The organism is Synechococcus sp. TAK9802, assembly GCF_014279535.1.
Taxonomy (GTDB): domain Bacteria; phylum Cyanobacteriota; class Cyanobacteriia; order PCC-6307; family Cyanobiaceae; genus Parasynechococcus.
On sequence record NZ_CP047937.1, the window covers coordinates 1,201,770 to 1,217,838 of the forward strand.

The window sequence follows — 16,069 nt, forward strand, 5'->3', positions numbered from 1 at the left end:
TCAGCTTTTTGTTTTGATCAGGCCCTCCTGATCAGGTGAGCACCAGACGGTCGCTGCACCGGGCTTCAAAGGACTGGGTGCGCAGTGACGCGATCGCTGCATCAACGTCTTTGACGCAGAACTGGGAACCGAGACGCACATAGCGAACACTGTCGCCGTGGCACACCTCGGCCACCACAGGCACCTTGACGCCCAGCTCATCCCGCTCAGGGCGATGTTGGTTCAGGCATTCCCGCAACTTGTGCTGAATGGCGATGTCGCTGGCCTGATCGGAGGGGAGCTGAACCAGCAGCAGATTGAGCTCATCGACGGCACGGCAGTCGTCAATGATCAGCTGCACGCGCTCGTCACGCCGGTCGACCCCAGCCCACACCAAAAGGCGGGCTTCAGCCATCAGGTGATCTGCGAGGCGCGCGTAACTCTTGGGAAACACCACCGCTTCGCAACTTCCGGTGAGATCCTCGAGCTGCAGGATCGCCATGCGATCGCCCTTACGGGTGGTGACCTGGCGCATTTCAGCCACCATCGCGATGGCACTCACCTTGGCTTTGTCGGGCTGTTCCTCCAGGGAACCCAAACCGATGGGAGCCAGCAACTTCGACGAGGGTGTGAGCTGTTTGAGCGGGTGATCGGAGAGGTAGAAGCCCACCAGATCTTTTTCGAGACGAAGCTTTTCGGTTGGGGGATAGTCCGGCACCGGCGCCGCCTTGGGTGCATGGCTGAGATCCGCCGGCCCATCGGCATCGGCCGCAGGAGCCATCAGATCAAAAAGATTGCCCTGGCCGCTGTCTCGATCTTTGGCCCGTGAGGAGGCCCAGTCGAGCAGCAGATCAAGATCTGCCATCAGCTGAGCACGGTTGGCCTGCGGATCCATGGCATCCAGGGCACCGCAGTGAATCAACGACTCCAAACCACGGCGGTTGAGCACTGAGGACGGGATCCGGTCGCAGAGGTCCGCCAGGGAACGGAAAGGCCCATCGCTATCGCGGGCGGCGATCAATTGACGGATCGCACCATCACCAAGGTTGCGAACGGCGGAAAGGCCGAACAGGATCCGATCGCCGTTGGGGGTGAAGTCGGTGAGCGAGGCATTCACATCCGGGGGCATCACCTCAATCCCCATCGCATTGCAATTGGAGATGTAGCGCTGCACTTTGTCGGCAGCTCCGGCGTTCACCGTGAGCAGGGCCGCCATGTAGGCGACCGGGTAGTGCGCTTTCAGATAAGCCGTCTGATACGTGACGGCGCCATAGGCCGTGGAATGGCTCTTGTTGAAGCAGTATTCAGCGAAGAGAACCATCTGATCGAACAGTTCGTCGGCGACCTTTTCATCAACGCCGCGCTCTCCAGCACCCTGAACGAAAATGCCGCGGTGCTTCTGCATCTCGGACACTTTTTTCTTGCCCATCGCCCGCCGGAGCAGATCGGCCTGACCCAGGGAGTAACCGGCCAGATCCTGCGCGATCCGCATGATCTGTTCCTGATACACCATGATCCCGTACGTCTCGGACAGGATCGGCTCAAGAATCGCGTGGGCGAAGTCGATCGCCTCCCGGCCGTGCTTGCGGTTGATGAATTTGGGAATCAGGCCCGCATCGAGGGGACCCGGTCTGTAAAGGGCAAGGATCGATGAGATGTCTTCCAGGGATGAAGGCTTGAGATCACGCACGATCTGCCGCATTCCGCTGGATTCCAACTGGAAGATCCCCTCCAGATCACCTCTCGCCAGAAGGGCAAAGGTCTCTTCATCCTGGGGCGGCAATTTGTCGGGGTCGACACGGGTGCCACTGCTCACCTCCACCAGTTCGAGGGTCTTTTCGATCATCGTGAGGTTCTTCAACCCCAGGAAATCCATCTTCAACAGACCCATGGATTCCACGTCTTCCATGAAGTACTGCGTGATCACCTGACCATCGTTGTTGCGCTGCAACGGCACCAGTTCGTCGAGGGGATCAGCGGCGATGACCACACCAGCTGCGTGAACACCGAAGGTTTTGTTGGTGCCTTCAATACGCATTGCCATGTCCACCCAACGCTTCACCGTTGGATCGGCCTCGTACTTCTCGCGGAACTCGGGGTTGGGTGATTCGTCGCCGATCATCGCCTTGAGCTTGGCGGGCTTGCCGCGAACCACCGGGATCAGCTTCGCCAGACGGTCGGCATCCCCGTAGGGAATGTCGAGCACCCGGGCCACATCCTTCAAAACCGCCTTGGAGGTCATCCGGTTGAAGGTGATGATCTGCGCCACCTTGTCCTCGCCGTAGCGCTCGGTGACGTAGTCGATCACCTCACCACGACGCTCAATGCAGAAGTCGGTGTCGATATCAGGCATCGACTTGCGTTCTGGATTGAGGAAGCGCTCGAACAGCAGGCAGTTGGTGATCGGATCAATGTTGGTGATCCCCAGGCAATACGCGACGAGCGACCCTGCGGCGGAACCACGACCCGGACCGACGGGAATGTTCTGTTCCCGGGCAAAACGGATGTAATCCCAGACCACCAGGAAGTAGGTGGGGAATCCCATCTGCTCCATGATCTTGAGCTCATGGGCCATGCGCTCGGCATAGTCGTCGGGCAACGGGGCCTCAGGGCTGAGCTCGAGCCGATCCCGCAATCCCTGCTCGGTCACCTCCCTCAGGTAGCTGACGGGGGTATGGCCCTGGGGAATAGGGAAGCGGGGCATTTGATAGCGGCCGAGAATGTCGTAAGGCTCCACCTTCTCGGCCACCTTGACGGTGTTGGCGATCGCCTCCTGAACCACCTCAGGCTCGAGGTGATCCCCGAAGAGAAGGCCCATCTCCTCTTCGGTTTTGATGTATTCGGTGCCGGTGTAACGCAGCCGCTTCTCATCGGTAATCAGCTTGCCGGTGAGCACGCAAAGCAAGGCATCGTGGGCTTCAACGTCCTGCTTGCTCAGGTAGTGGGCATCGTTGGTGGCAACGATCTGAATGCCGAGCTCCTTGGCAATTTTGACGATCTCAACGTTGACGATCCGATCTTCCGGGGATCCGTGATCCTGAATCTCGAGGTAGTAGTCGTCGCCGAACAACTCTTGATACCAAGCCGCCACCTTGCGAGCCACATCGGGGCGACCCCGCAGAATCGCCTGGGCGATCTCACCGCCGAGGCACGCCGTGGCGATGATCAGGCCTTCGCTGTGTTGCTTCAGCAGTTCCTTGTCGATGCAGGCACGGGAGAAAATCCCGCGTCCCCGCATCCCCCGCAGGTGGCTGATGCTGGTGAGCTTCACGAGATTGCGGTAACCGGTGGCGTTTTTCGCCAGCACCACCAGGTGATATCGCTTCTCCTTCTTGGGTTGCGGGTCGTCAATGGACCCATTGATCACATACATCTCATTGCCGATGATCGGCTTGAGATCTGAACCCTGACAGAGCTTCAGCAGCTCAATCGCGCCGTACATCACGCCGTGATCCGTCAGGGCGATGGCGGGCATGCCCAGCTGCTTCGCCCGCTCCACCATGGCCGGCAACTGCGACGCGCCGTCCAGAAGGCTGTAGTCGCTGTGGTTGTGGAGAGGAACGAAAGCCATGGGGTCAGACTAGGACCCGACGCAAGATCCAGCGTTCAAGGGGAACACAACCCCCCACATGTAGGGCAACTCAGGGAACCAGTGCAGCTTCCGGGCGTGACGCAAACACCTGAGCGGCCTGCTCGTACTGATGCGCCACCTGAAGCAGACGCGTTTCATCCAACACATTGCCGATCAGCTGCATCCCGATCGGCAGACCCGCCGCGCTGAATCCACAGGGAACACTGATGGCCGGAAGTCCAGCAAGGTTGACCGGAATCGTCAGCAGGTCAGCCAGATACATCGCCAGCGGGTCGTCGGCGTGGGCGCCAGCCTTGAAGGCCGTGGACGGCGCTGTTGGCGTCAGCAGCACATCAACACTCTGGAAGGCCGCATCAAAATCCCGCCGGATCAGGGTGCGCACCTGCTGCGCCTTTTTGTAATAGGCATCGACGTATCCGGCGGACAGGGCGTAGGTGCCGATCAGGATTCGCCGTTGCACCTCAGCGCCGAATCCTTCAGCACGGCTTCGCGCCGTCATAGCGGCAAGGCTCTCGGCGTCTTCGGCACGGAAGCCGTATTTGACACCGTCGTATCGCGCCAGGTTGGCCGACGCCTCCGATGGTGCGATCACGTAGTAGGTGGCGATGCCGTCGTTGAACCGGGGGCAGCTCACCTCCACCAGTTCAGCGCCGAGAACCTCCAGCTGGGCAGCAGAGGCCTGCACCGATGCCTTCACCTCAGGATCGAGGCCTTCGGCATCGAAGCACTCCTTGATCACCCCCACTTTCAGGCCCTTGATGGACTGGTTGAGGCCGGCGCTGAAATCGGGAACCGCTGCATCAAGGCAGGTGGAATCGCGGGGGTCGGGCCCGGCGATCACCTGGAGCAGTTCGGCCACATCAGCAACCCTGCCGGCGAAGGGACCCACCTGATCCAGAGAGCTGGCGAAGGCCACCAGGCCCCAACGGCTGACGCGGCCGTAGGTGGGCTTGAGGCCCACCACACCACAGAACGACGCCGGTTGGCGGATGGAGCCACCGGTGTCGGAACCAAGCGAAGCGACGCAATTGCCAGCAGCGACGGCCGCTGCACTGCCACCGGAGCTTCCACCCGGCACATGGGCGGTGTTCCAGGGGTTCTGTGTGGCCCCGAACGCGGACGTTTCGGTTGAGCCACCCATGGCGAACTCATCCAAATTTGTCTTGCCCACCAACACACCACCGGCCTGCCAGAGCCGCTCGGTGACCGTGGATTCGTAGGGCGGCACGAACTGCTCAAGCATGCGGCTGGAACAGGTGGTGCGAACACCTTTGGTGCAGAGGTTGTCCTTGATCGCCAGTGGCAATCCCGCCAGGGGGCCAAGCGTCTCTCCGGCGGCCCGGGCTTCATCGATGCGGGACGCCTCAGCACGGGCCTGATCGGACGTGACTTCAACAAAAGCGTTCAGCGAAGGCTCAGAACTTTCGAGCCGCTTGAGGTGCTGATCAACGAGCTCGCGGGAGGAAACCTCGCCGCTCTTCAGTTGCTGACGCCACGCGCTGATCGTCATGTCCCTGCGATCCATTGCAGCAAGGACGCTATCAGCCGCAGGATCAGCCCTCAGCCGAGATGGTGAGGGGCTCGGAGCGCCGGGTCCGCAGCAGGGAGTGGCTGATCGACTGGGGTTGCTCCGACTTGACGTCGTCCAGGAATGCACTGAGCTGGCTCTCCAGCCCCTTGCGGGTGATGAAAGGACCGAACCAGTAGGTCACATCAGGGCCTGACGTCTGAACGCGAGCCCACCAAGCGACTCCAAAGCCATTGGCAAGGCTGCGCAGCGGCCGAATCAGGGGACTCATGGGAGGAACAAGACCTCGGGGCATTGTGCCCCGAGATCTTGGTCAACCGCGCTGTTTTCAGGGAGATAGCTGGATGTTCTGATCGAACGGCAAGGCAGCATCCGGCTGCGATGGATTCAGATCCAGGTCAATCCGCTGTTCCGGAGACTTTTCCACAGGAGCTTCAGGCTGTTCAGGCGAAGCAAGCTGTTCGGGCGAAGGGGGCTGTTCAGACGAAACAGGTTGTTCAGCCACAACAGGCGATTCAGCACCGGCAAGTTTGGGCCTCCGAATCGGCGGCGACGGTGCCTGGCCGTGAATGTCCTTCATCCAGTTGCGCCGTGCCACTTCATAGACGCACAGGGCTGTGGCGACGGAGGCATTCAGGCTCGGTGTGATGCCCCGCAGCGGGATGCGAACCAACTGGTCGCAATGGCGCCGGGTCATCAGCGACAGGCCCTGGTCCTCGGATCCGGTGACCAGCACCATCGGCCCACTGAGGTCGACATCGGTGAGGGTCACATCCCCTTCAGCGGCAAGGCCCACCACCCTGTAGCCGGAGTCTTTGAGCTTTTCCAGGGAGCGATTGAGGTTGACCACGCGTGCCACCGGAAGGTGTTCAAGGGCTCCGGCGGCCACCTTGGCAGCGGAACCGGTCAAGCCAGCACTGCGGCGCTGGGGGATCACCACGCCATGGGCTCCCATGGCTTCAGCGGAGCGAACAACCGCCCCGAGGTTGTGGGGGTCGGTGACACCGTCCAGGGCCACCAACAGGGGCGGTTCCCCCAGATCCGAGCAGCCCTCGATGAGGCTATCGAGATCAAGGGTTTCCGCTGCCGCCGTCTGCAGGGCGATGCCCTGGTGAACGGACCCACCTGTGATCTGTCCCAACCGGGCCCAGGTCACCTCTTCCACGAGAACACCCGAGGCCTTGGCATCGCGCAGGAGCTGGAGGAATTTGGAGGCACTGCGCATCTCGGCAGTGCACCAGATGCGATGGATGGGGCGTCCGGCCTCTAACGCGGCCTGGGTGGCATGACGCCCCCAGATCAGATCGTCCGCTGGCGGGGTGGCCGCTGCAGCCTCCGGGGCTGCATCCGGCCGCTGAGGACGAGCCTCATCGAAGCGGGATCTGGGGCGCTGGGACGGTTGGCGCCGTTCATCCCCGGAGCGACGGCGGTCGCCGAACCGATCGTTGCGATCGCGAAAACGTCCAGGCCCTGAGCGTTCGTTTTGAGAACCCGAGCGGGGGGCGTTCTGATCTCGGTCGAAGGAACGGGAGCGGTTGCCGAACCGCTCTTTCGGGCGATCACCGAAACGTTCTCCAGTTCGATCACCGGATCGATCAGCGGCGCGATCACCGAAACGCTCCCCAGACCGCTCCTTGAACCGACAACCAGGTCGATCACCAGAGCGCTCACCAAACCGATTGCCGGGTCGATCGCCACCTCGCGACTGGTCCCACTCTCCATCCCGTGGAGCGCGTCGTTCGCGATAACCGCCGCCATCACGCCCAGGTTTGGCATAGGGGGAACGACCGCCGTCAGAACGGCGGTTGCCAGGCATGGGGCGACCATTGCCGGAACGGCCCATCGAGGAGCGCCCCCCTGCCGGTCGTCCACTGCCACCAGGCCCCGAACGGCCATCGCGGGATGGGCCGCTGGAGCGGCGTTCAAAGCGAGGGCTCATGGTGTGCGAGGCAACGTTATGGGTTGGATCCGGCTTGCTCCAAGTGATCGAAGAGCTCCGCAAGCCGGGCTGGATTGTTCAGAAACAGCCAGCCCACCATTGTCTCAAACCCTGTGGCCCTTCCATAAACCGCAGCGTCTGCGCTCCGTGGCCCCCGCCCGGCACTGTTGCGACCTCGCCGCACCAGATCGAGTTCTTCTGAACAGAGGAGCTCGCTTTCTTCCAGCCAGCTCAACAAACGGGACTGGGCGTCAGCACGAACATCAGCCACAACGGCGCGATGCAGGTCGTCAGAACGTCCTGGCCTCGACCCATGGCGGAGCCGTTGATGCAGCTCCCACACGGCATCACCAATCCAAGCCAGTTGCAATGGTCCCAGCTGTTCGTTGATGTCCCGGGGAGACTGGCTTCGAATCCAATCGCTCAAGCGGCCAGCTGGTTAAGGGCTGTGGGCAGATCCTCCACCAGATGAAGGAACTCCTCAAGACGCACCAACTTGATCGTTTGCGTCACCCTTGAGTTCCCCACCAGCACAAACGACCGCTTGGCATCCGTGCATTGCTTGGCCAGCTGAACCAAAGCCCCAAGGCCGGATGAATCGAGGAAGTCGATCTTGCTGAGATCGAGAACAGAAGGAAGCTTGTTGGCCTTCAAAACATCACCCACGTACTCCATGAACTGCTTCTCGGAGTACGCATCCAGCTGACCGGTGAAATGAAACACCAAACAGCCGTCTTTCTGTGAGAATCCGCCCCGGAGAGAGACGGTCAGTCGCTGCAGTTCGCTGATGGGATCAAGCCCCCCAGGCATCATCGGCACGAAGTGTAGTGATGCTGAGCGTTGGCTACCACCTCATCAACGGCGATCGGCCATCAGCGTCACAAAGCGGGCGAAATGATGGTCGGCGTCATGGGGGCCGGGACTCGCTTCAGGGTGGTACTGCACCCCGAACACCGGCTTCTGACGGTGGGCGATCGCTGCCACGGTGCGGTCGTTCAGATTGAAATGGGTGACGTCGATGACGTATGAATCCAGAGAATCAGCGGAGAGGGCAAAGCCGTGGTTCTGACTGGTGATTTCAACCTGGCCTGTGGTGCCACAGGGATGATTCAAGCCGCGGTGGCCATAGGGAAGCTTGAACGTCTCTCCACCCAGGGCCAGACCAAGAATCTGATGGCCCAGACAGATGCCGAACAGGGGTAGATCGGATTCCTCCAGCAACAGCTTGGCCAGGGCGATCCCACGGGTCACCGCTGCCGGGTCGCCAGGCCCGTTGGACAGGAAGACGCCATCCGGGCGATGGGAACGAACCGTCTCCAGATCCGTGTCTGCCGGCAGAACCGTGACATCACAACCATGGGCGACCAATCGATCGAGGATGGCGCGCTTGATGCCGAAATCGATGGCGACAACGCGGAAGGGCGCGTCGCTGCGGCGCTGCAAACGCTGATCGAAGCCAACACTGCAGGCCTGATTCCACTGGTAGGGCTCACGGGTGGTGACGCGGTCCGCCAGGTTCAACCCCTGCATCGACGGGGTCTGCTTCAGGAGCTCAAGCAACTGCGCCGGGGTCTGGCCGTCACTGCTGATCACGCCATTCATGGCCCCCACCTCACGCAGGTGACGCACCAGGGCACGGGTGTCCAAACCGCTGATGCCCACCAGCTGGTGGGTCTGCATCCAGCTCTCAAGGGACTGCTCACAGCGCCAGTTGCTGGGAACTGGGGCCAGCTGGCGGGCAATCACGCCACGGGCATGGGGGCGATCAGCTTCTTGATCGTCAGCATTCACCCCGGTGTTGCCGAGTTCGGGATAGGTGAAGCTCACCAGCTGCCCGGCATAGGAGGGGTCTGTCAGCACCTCCTGGTAACCGGTCATGCCGGTGTTGAACACCACCTCACCGATGGTGGTGCCGCGATGGCCGAAGCCGACACCGGTGAGAACCGTGCCATCGGCAAGGACGAGATAAGCCTTGTCTGATGGGGAATCGGGCATCGAAGGGCCGCCGCAGGTCATCAGTCACTCATTCTCCATCTCCGTCGGACAGGGCATCCCGCAGAGCCACAAGCTTGTCCCAGGCCTTGCCCTCGTTGAGAACAGCCAGAGCCTGAGCAACAGCAGCCGGCAGATCGCTTTGCAGCCCGGCAGCCCAGAGCACCAGTGCTGTGTTGAAGGCCACAACCTCCGTCTGCGCCAGCGATCCCTGCCCCTGCAGAACGTTCTGAAGGATCTGCTGGTTCACCGCGCAATCACCACCGCGCAGCTGATCGAGACCAGCACGGGTGAGGCCCAGATCTTCAGGGGAAACCTCTTTTGTGGTGATGCCCCCGGATTCGATCAGACGCAAGGCATTGGACCCCGCCAAGGACGCCTCATCGAGGCCTCCAGCGCCATGGACCACCACGGCACGGCTCAAGCCCAAGTGCTGCAGAGCAACCGCCATGGGGTCGAGAAGTTCCGGACGCGCCACGCCAAGAACCTGCGCCTGGGGCTGCAGTGGATTGACCAGAGGACCCAACAGGTTGAACACCGTGCGGACCCCCAGGCTGCGTCGCAGCGGCGCCAGATTCACAAGAGCTGGATGCCAGGCGGGAGCGAACAGGAAGGTGACACCGGTTCCCGGCAAAGCGTCGACCACCTTGTTCAGCGGTGCCTTGAGGTTGAGGCCGAGCCCCTCGAGCACGTCGGCTGAACCCACTTTGCCGCTGGCGCTGCGGTTGCCGTGCTTGGCCACATTGACCCCGCAGGCGGCGGCGGTGAAGGCGACCGCCGTGGAGATGTTGAAGGTGTCGGCACCATCACCACCGGTGCCGCAGGTGTCGACCATGGCCAGATCGGGCCGGGGACAGGGAAGGGGGCAGGCCTCGCGCAGGACAGCCGCCATGGCCGCCAGCTCATCGGCCACCATCCCCTTAGCCCGCAGTCCAGCCAGGAACGCCCCGGTCTGCACGGGCTCGAGCTCTTCGGCCAGCCAGGCACGCATGAGAGCAGTGGCCTCATCGGAGCTGAGGTTGTTGCCCTGCAGCAGATGGTCCAAGCAAGCGGACCAGGAACGCGGGTCTGAAGACATGGAGGGGGGCTGGCAGTAAAAAACCCGGGGTGCGAGGCACGCCGGGCCGGGTGATGGGGACAGTCCCACTATCCCCCAGATCAACGAATAACGACCAGTCAACGACCAGCCGTTGAAGCCGGATGCCTAGGTTGGCCTGCCAACGGGACCCACGAGCTCGCATGGCCGCCCTTCGTCTCGATCTGATCGGCCGCTATCTGCGTCCCCACCGCCGCACGGTGCTGCTGGGAGCCATCGCTCTGGTGGTGGTCAACGTTCTGCGGGTCACGATCCCGATGGAAGTGCGCAGCGTTGTGGACGAGCTGCAGGAGGGATTCAGTTACGCCGGAGTCCTGCGCCAGGCGGGATGGGTTGTGCTGCTCGCCAGCACCATGGGGGTGATCCGGCTGGCCTCGCGACAACTCATCTTCGGTGTGGGCCGGCAAGTGGAGGTGGATCTGCGTCAGCGCCTGTTCGAGCACATGCTCCGCCAGGAACCCGATTGGATTCAGAGCAAAGGCAGCGGTGAAGTGATCAGTCGCGCCACCAGCGATGTGGAAAATATCCGGCGCCTGCTCGGATTCGCGATTCTCAGCCTGACCAACACGCTGTTGGCCTATGCGCTGACGCTGCCCGCGATGTTGGCCATCGATCCGTGGCTGACCCTGGCCGCCGTCGGGCTCTACCCCGTGATGCTCAGCACAGTGCGCCTGTTCGGTGGGCGCATGATGCGTCAGAAGCGCGCGCAGCAGGAAGAACTCTCCGCCCTCAGCAACCTGATTCAGGAGGATCTCTCGGGAATCGGGGCCATCAAGATCTACGGCCAGGAGGGAGCAGAACAGCAGGCCTTTGCCACGCGCAACCGCCGCTACCGCGACAGTGCCATTCAGCTGGCGAGAACACAAAGCACCCTGTTCCCGCTGCTTCAGGGCATTTCCTCTCTCTCGGTTCTTTTGCTCCTGGCCATCGGCAGCGGCCAGCTCGAAGCCGGTCGTCTGAGCATTGGAGGACTGGTGGCCCTGATCCTTTATGTGGAGCAGCTCGTCTTCCCAACGGCACTGCTGGGATTCACGCTCAACACCTTCCAGACCGGCCAGGTGAGCCTCGAGCGGGTGGAGGAGTTACTGAAACGGGAACCAAAGATCAAAGACCCGGATCCCTCTGAAGCTCAGCCCCAGCCAACGGCAGAACACCGGGGGCGTTTTGAAGCCCGCGGCCTGACGGTTCAGTACCAGGGCGCAGAGCAGAACACCCTCAATGGCCTGAGCTTCTGCATCGAGCCTGGGGAGTTGGTGGCTGTTGTAGGGGCCGTGGGCTGCGGCAAGACCACCCTGGCTCGGGCCTTCGGTCGGATGGTTCCACTGGAACCAGGACAGCTGTTCCTGGATGGCGTGGATGTCACCCAGATGCCCCTGAAAAGGTTGCGCCGTGACGTGGCGATCGTTCCCCAGGAGGGCTTTCTGTTCACCAGCACCCTGGCGGACAACCTGCGCTATGGCGACCCTGAAGCCAGTGATCAGCGGGTTGAACTGGCGGCAGAGCAAGCCCGCCTGGCTGATGACGTGAAGGGCTTTCCCGATGGTTTCGGAACCATCGTTGGTGAACGCGGCATCACCTTGAGTGGTGGTCAGCGTCAACGCACAGCTCTGGGCCGGGCTCTGCTGATGTCGGCGCCGGTGTTGGTCCTCGATGACGCCTTGGCCAGCGTTGACAACAACACGGCTGCGGCGATTCTGGATTCGATTCGAGCTCAGGACGACCGGACGATCGTGATGATCAGCCATCAACTTTCAGCCGCAGCGGCCTGTGATCGCATCCTGGTGATGGAGAACGGACGCATCGTTCAACAGGGTCACCACAACTCCTTGATTCAGCAGCAGGGTGTGTACAAACGGCTTTGGGAGCGTCAGCAGGCGTCGCAACAACTGGATGCGTTGGCTTCCTGAAGAATCTCCGGGCGGTTTCTGACAACACCAACGTTCGTGGCTTAGCTGTGAAGGCAACTCCTTGCCTATGACCAGCGGATCCCCCTTCGCGGTGCGCTGCACGCTCACCTTTGGCGATATCTACGGACAGGTACTGGCCTGGATGGCCGTCATTTTTGTGAGCCTGGCTGCGGGGCTTGCCCTGATGGGCTCGTCGCGACCGGTGTTTGCGCTGGTGGGGGTGGGGCTGATTCTGGTGCTCAGCCTGCCATTTCTGCTCTTCGCCTTCGTCACAACGCTGCTGAATCACATCCAGCTCAACCCAGTTGAGGGGGAAGCCAACGCGTCTTGAGCATCCACGGCAACAAAAAACGAGAGCCTGTCACCACGTCCGGAACGGCTATCCCGCGATGGTCCCGTAGGACGAGACAACTTTCCCTTGGTCGGCCATCAGCAGAAGCTCGTTCCATCCTGCAAAACGATTAAGGACAGACAGTCCTGGCGCAGAAGCGGTTTCTGGTTCAACCGAGTGAACCATCTGGTTTTGTTTCTGAGAAACAGCTTTCGTAATCAACAAGCCATCAATCAATGGCTTGAAATTGGTTGGTCCATCCAATTCGTCTTCTTTCTGGCCATGGCCCAGCCATCGGCACAATCTCCTCCACCCTGATGACATTCTCAATGGTGTCAACAATCAAATGTGCCTGACCTGCAGACTCGCCTCGAGACAGCTCAACAACAGCGCCATTCAGGCTGAAAATCACTGACAAACAATCAACACCTTTCTGCAGAACATTGTTCAAAGAAGAACCACTCTTCAAGACAAGCTTTGATTCGTTCCCTATGTATCCCTCACTTGGGGAGCCATCACTGAAAGTTCACAGATGGCCCTCGACGCGGCAGCATCACTGTGCTGAATCCGCTGCCTAAGCTCTGCGGATTAACGCAACCAACATGCTTCCTTCCTGGCTGTCTCCCCGCGGCGGCGCCGAATCCTCGGCCCCGGCAACGCACGCCGTGTTGGGAACGCCGCTGAAGGCCCCACTGATGGCGGACCAGGAGGAAGCAATCTTTGCCTGTGGGTGCTTCTGGGGTGCTGAAAAGGGCTTTTGGCGACTGCCTGGGGTGGTGAGCACGGCCGTGGGCTATGCGGGGGGGCAAACCGAGAACCCCTCCTACAACGAGGTCTGCTCCGGCAGAACCGGGCACACGGAAGTGGTGCGCGTGGTGTGGAGCCGACCCGCCCTCGACTTCAGCGACCTGCTGAAACTGTTCTGGGAGTGCCACGACCCCACCCAGGGCAACAGGCAAGGCAACGACACCGGCAGTCAATACCGATCAGCCATCTACACGTTCAATCCAGAGCATCTGCAACTGGCCCTGGCCAGCCGGGATGCTTATCAAGTCGCCCTCTCGGCCAAGGGCTACGGGGCCATCACCACCGAAATTCTGGCGGACCAGACCTTCTATTTCGCCGAGGACTATCACCAGCAATACCTCGCCAAACCCGGCAGCCGTCCCTACTGCTCCGCCATGCCAACCCAGACGCTGCTTGGTGACTTCGAGGGATCGAACTACAAACTCCCGAAGCAGGTCTGGGACGAGTACGACTGGTCCATCAGCCACTGCGTGCTTCGATCCGACAACAGCCCGATCGCCCTGGGCTGATTCGGCCAAGATAAGGACGGTCCCGACCCATGTCATGCCCGAGCCCTGGTCTGATCGGCAGGTGATCCTGGCGATTGCCCTCACCTTGATTTTGGTACTGGGCCTGATCCTCGGCGGTGTCTCCCACAACCGAGAGCAGCAAGCTCCGATGCTGTGGCGGGAGACCCCCCAACCCAAAGCAACACCTTTGGCAATCTGACCACCAGCCAGCGGGCACGATTCCTGTTGGTGCGATCGTGGGTGAAGAAGGACGCCTCCGTTCTGCAGTGAGTGAACGGCCTGATCCATCCGAGCAGCGTCAACTGCATCCCCTGCCGAGGGGGCTGGTGGAGCTCTACGGCTTGATCGCCGTTCTGGTGGTGCTCATCCCCGAATGGCTGGCGGATGGAACCCTGAATCTGGGCCAAGCGAAAGGCCCTGCCTCACTCCCAATGCGCTCGAGAGCCTGGCGCACCCTGCCCGAGCTTCGTCTGGCGGCGATGACCCTGGCTGAGCTTCGCCAGGTCGCCGCAGAACTGCGGGTGTACCACTACGGATCCACAACGAGAGACCAGCTCACCACTCGGTTGCTCAGGCGACTCAGACGCCGGGATGCACTGTGATAACTTAAATCTGACGGGGCGTGGCGCAGCTTGGTAGCGCACCACTTTGGGGTAGTGGGGGTCGTGGGTTCAAATCCCGCCGCTCCGATTCAACCGTCTTGTTTCCCCACCTGAACATCAACACTTCAGGGATTGAGCCGGCGTTTTCGCCGGCTCTTTTTTTGCCTTCAGCGGCGGCTAGCGCCGGTCACCATCAGATGCCTGGAGGCATCAATCTGAAGCCAGCCTTCATCCCGCAACTGCCCCAACACGCGGGTCACGGTCACCCGTGTGGTGCTGAGGGCACTGGCGATCTCCTGATGGGTAAGGCGAAGGTTGAGCCGCAACCCGGCCTCACAGGGTTCGCCAAAGTCCTTGGCGAGCAGCTCCAAAAAGCCCCGGTTCGGACTGTCCAAACCGGAGCATTTCACCCACCCAAAGTAGAGGTTTTCAGGGCTGAATGCTCGCCACCGCACTGCGGGATTTTTCGAGGATGCTGCCCCGCAGAGGCACAAAGCCCAGGGCCGCCGCCCGCTCCTGGGTGGAATCTTCCAGCATGTAGTTGAAGACGTCCCGCACAGCCTCGGCCTTGGCGCCATTGCCGTTGGCATAGGCCAGCACCCAGGTGAGTGTGGCGATGGGGTAGGCCCCAGCTGCCTCGGGGTTGGGATTGCTGCCCGCCAGATGCTGATCAAGCTCAATGCCGTTGAGAGCTTTGGCACCGGCCTCCACGGAGGGCTGGAGGAATTCACCGGATTTGTTCTGCAGCGCAGCAGCCTTCACATTCCCCTTGATGTACGACTGATTCACGTAACCGATCGCACCCTCACGGTTCTCGATCACTCCGGCCACCCCGGAATTGCCCTTGGCCCCTACGCCCACTGGCCACTTCACCGATTTGCCGCTGCCGAGGGTCCAATCGGTTGAGAAGGCCTGCATGGAATCGGCGAAGGCCTTGGTGGTGCCGGAGCCATCGGAGCGATGCACCCAGGTGATCGTGCCTGCTTCGCAGCCCAGCTCCTTCCAATCGCTGATGCCGCCCGTGGCCACCTCCACAGCCTGTTGCTGGGTGAGTTGAAGCTCGCAACCGGGCTTGTTGTATCCGAAGGCAATGGTTCCGCCCACCATCGGGATCTGAACCACTCCCTGGCTCACCTGCTTGCGATCGGCCTCTTTGATCGGGTCGTCCGAAGCGGCGAAATCCACGGTGCCATCAATGAAGGCTTTGCGACCGGAACCGGAACCCACCGCTTGGTAGTTCACCTTGATTCCACCGGAGCCGGCCAGATCGGCAAACCAACTCTGGTACACCTTGGCGGGGAAGGATGCTCCCGCCGCATTGAGGCTGGACACACTGGAGCTGCCACCACAGGCGGCGAGGCCAACAGCGAGGACGCTCAGGCTTGAAACAACAAGGGAACGACGTGCCAAAACCGTTTGTGTGATTTAGCCCATCCTCTCGCGGAGCAGGAGAGCTTGGGTTAAGAGCCCTCTAACAACTGCCTAAATCGGTCCACCTTCAGGTGGTGGGCACAACGGTGGATGCAACGGTGAGCCGCGTGGCCACCGCGTAACAGCGCAGCCAGCGGTTCACCCGTTTGCGGTGGGGGGAGGGAACCTCCTCAATCAACTGGCTGAGTTTATCCGCCCCCATGCGTCGCAGGGCACGCACATCCACATGCCAGAGCGCTTCGGCTTCGCGGATCAACCGCGCCCAGGTGCGCACCTGCTGCCACTGGCGCAGGCGGGAGCGAAGGGGGCGTTGATGGGGATGCAGAAAGGCCGTCATGACTTCAGCGTGCTGCCTC

The 16,069-nt window shown here is 61.4% G+C and carries 16 protein-coding genes, 1 tRNA gene and 1 pseudogene; 6 read left to right on the plus strand and 12 right to left on the minus strand.

The annotated features are described in order from the left end of the window. Positions 1–31: 31 nt before the first annotated feature. The 8 genes from SynTAK9802_RS06960 to trpD form a co-directional block, all read right to left on the minus strand. Entirely contained in the window at positions 32–3,550 is a 3,519-nt protein-coding gene (locus SynTAK9802_RS06960) for a DNA polymerase III subunit alpha (RefSeq protein ID WP_186495539.1), read from the minus strand. Between the two features lie 70 nt (positions 3,551–3,620). Then, the gene (gatA, locus tag SynTAK9802_RS06965) at positions 3,621–5,096 is read right to left on the minus strand and encodes an Asp-tRNA(Asn)/Glu-tRNA(Gln) amidotransferase subunit GatA (RefSeq protein ID WP_186495540.1); all 1,476 of its coding nucleotides are present in this window, start codon (positions 5,094–5,096) and stop codon (positions 3,621–3,623) included. Between the two features lie 28 nt (positions 5,097–5,124). Next, positions 5,125–5,370 (minus strand): DUF1816 domain-containing protein, encoded by a 246-nt coding sequence (locus SynTAK9802_RS06970; RefSeq protein ID WP_186495541.1) that lies wholly within the window; start codon positions 5,368–5,370, stop codon positions 5,125–5,127. 57 nt (positions 5,371–5,427) lie between these two features. Then, positions 5,428–7,038, minus strand: coding sequence for a 23S rRNA (guanosine(2251)-2'-O)-methyltransferase RlmB (rlmB, locus tag SynTAK9802_RS06975; protein ID WP_186495542.1), 1,611 nt, complete (start codon positions 7,036–7,038; stop codon positions 5,428–5,430). Positions 7,039–7,054: 16 nt separating this feature from the next. Continuing rightward, positions 7,055–7,465, minus strand: a complete 411-nt coding sequence (locus SynTAK9802_RS06980) for a ribonuclease III domain-containing protein (protein ID WP_186495543.1) — start codon at positions 7,463–7,465, stop codon at positions 7,055–7,057. Beyond that, positions 7,462–7,851: an STAS domain-containing protein gene (locus SynTAK9802_RS06985; protein ID WP_186498078.1), complete on the minus strand. Its 390-nt coding sequence runs from the start codon at positions 7,849–7,851 to the stop codon at positions 7,462–7,464. Before SynTAK9802_RS06985 ends, SynTAK9802_RS06980 begins: the two co-directional genes overlap by 4 nt. A 42-nt stretch (positions 7,852–7,893) precedes the next feature. Further along, positions 7,894–9,054: a glutamine-hydrolyzing carbamoyl-phosphate synthase small subunit gene (carA, locus tag SynTAK9802_RS06990; RefSeq protein ID WP_186495544.1), complete on the minus strand. Its 1,161-nt coding sequence runs from the start codon at positions 9,052–9,054 to the stop codon at positions 7,894–7,896. Positions 9,055–9,061: 7 nt separating this feature from the next. Continuing rightward, positions 9,062–10,108 (minus strand): anthranilate phosphoribosyltransferase, encoded by a 1,047-nt coding sequence (gene trpD / locus SynTAK9802_RS06995; protein ID WP_186495545.1) that lies wholly within the window; start codon positions 10,106–10,108, stop codon positions 9,062–9,064. Between the two features lie 161 nt (positions 10,109–10,269). On the opposite strand from trpD, the gene SynTAK9802_RS07000 reads away from it, so the two are divergent. Both SynTAK9802_RS07000 and SynTAK9802_RS07005 read left to right on the plus strand, forming a co-directional pair. Continuing rightward, a complete protein-coding gene (locus SynTAK9802_RS07000) occupies positions 10,270–12,033 on the plus strand; it encodes an ABC transporter ATP-binding protein (protein WP_186495546.1) in 1,764 nt (587 codons plus the stop codon). Between the two features lie 67 nt (positions 12,034–12,100). Then, entirely contained in the window at positions 12,101–12,364 is a 264-nt protein-coding gene (locus SynTAK9802_RS07005; RefSeq protein WP_011364125.1) for a hypothetical protein, read from the plus strand. A gap of 229 nt (positions 12,365–12,593) precedes the next feature. On the opposite strand, the gene SynTAK9802_RS07010 is transcribed toward SynTAK9802_RS07005, so the two are convergent. Further along, positions 12,594–12,815, minus strand: a complete 222-nt coding sequence (locus tag SynTAK9802_RS07010) for a hypothetical protein (protein WP_186495547.1) — start codon at positions 12,813–12,815, stop codon at positions 12,594–12,596. A gap of 151 nt (positions 12,816–12,966) precedes the next feature. On the opposite strand from SynTAK9802_RS07010, the gene msrA reads away from it, so the two are divergent. The 4 genes from msrA to SynTAK9802_RS07030 all read left to right on the plus strand — a co-directional run bounded on the left by msrA (position 12,967) and on the right by SynTAK9802_RS07030 (position 14,370). After that, positions 12,967–13,680 (plus strand): peptide-methionine (S)-S-oxide reductase MsrA, encoded by a 714-nt coding sequence (gene msrA, locus SynTAK9802_RS07015; protein ID WP_186495548.1) that lies wholly within the window; start codon positions 12,967–12,969, stop codon positions 13,678–13,680. A 34-nt stretch (positions 13,681–13,714) separates the two neighbouring features. Next, positions 13,715–13,879: a hypothetical protein gene (locus SynTAK9802_RS07020; protein WP_186495549.1), complete on the plus strand. Its 165-nt coding sequence runs from the start codon at positions 13,715–13,717 to the stop codon at positions 13,877–13,879. A gap of 67 nt (positions 13,880–13,946) precedes the next feature. Next, positions 13,947–14,282 carry a hypothetical protein gene (locus SynTAK9802_RS07025; protein ID WP_186498079.1) on the plus strand — a complete coding sequence of 112 codons (336 nt, stop codon included), beginning with the start codon at positions 13,947–13,949 and terminating at the stop codon, positions 14,280–14,282. Positions 14,283–14,296: 14 nt separating this feature from the next. Then, a tRNA-Pro gene (locus SynTAK9802_RS07030) sits at positions 14,297–14,370 on the plus strand. A gap of 79 nt (positions 14,371–14,449) precedes the next feature. On the opposite strand, the pseudogene SynTAK9802_RS07035 reads toward SynTAK9802_RS07030, so the two are convergent. The 3 genes and pseudogenes from SynTAK9802_RS07035 to SynTAK9802_RS07045 all read right to left on the minus strand — a co-directional run. Beyond that, positions 14,450–14,662 (minus strand): annotated as a pseudogene (locus tag SynTAK9802_RS07035) (replication/maintenance protein RepL); the annotation flags it as partial. Between the two features lie 49 nt (positions 14,663–14,711). Then, positions 14,712–15,692 carry a phosphate ABC transporter substrate-binding protein PstS gene (pstS, locus tag SynTAK9802_RS07040; protein WP_186495550.1) on the minus strand — a complete coding sequence of 327 codons (981 nt, stop codon included), beginning with the start codon at positions 15,690–15,692 and terminating at the stop codon, positions 14,712–14,714. An 88-nt stretch (positions 15,693–15,780) separates the two neighbouring features. Beyond that, entirely contained in the window at positions 15,781–16,050 is a 270-nt protein-coding gene (locus SynTAK9802_RS07045) for a hypothetical protein (RefSeq protein ID WP_186495551.1), read from the minus strand. Between the last annotated feature and the right edge of the window lie 19 nt (positions 16,051–16,069).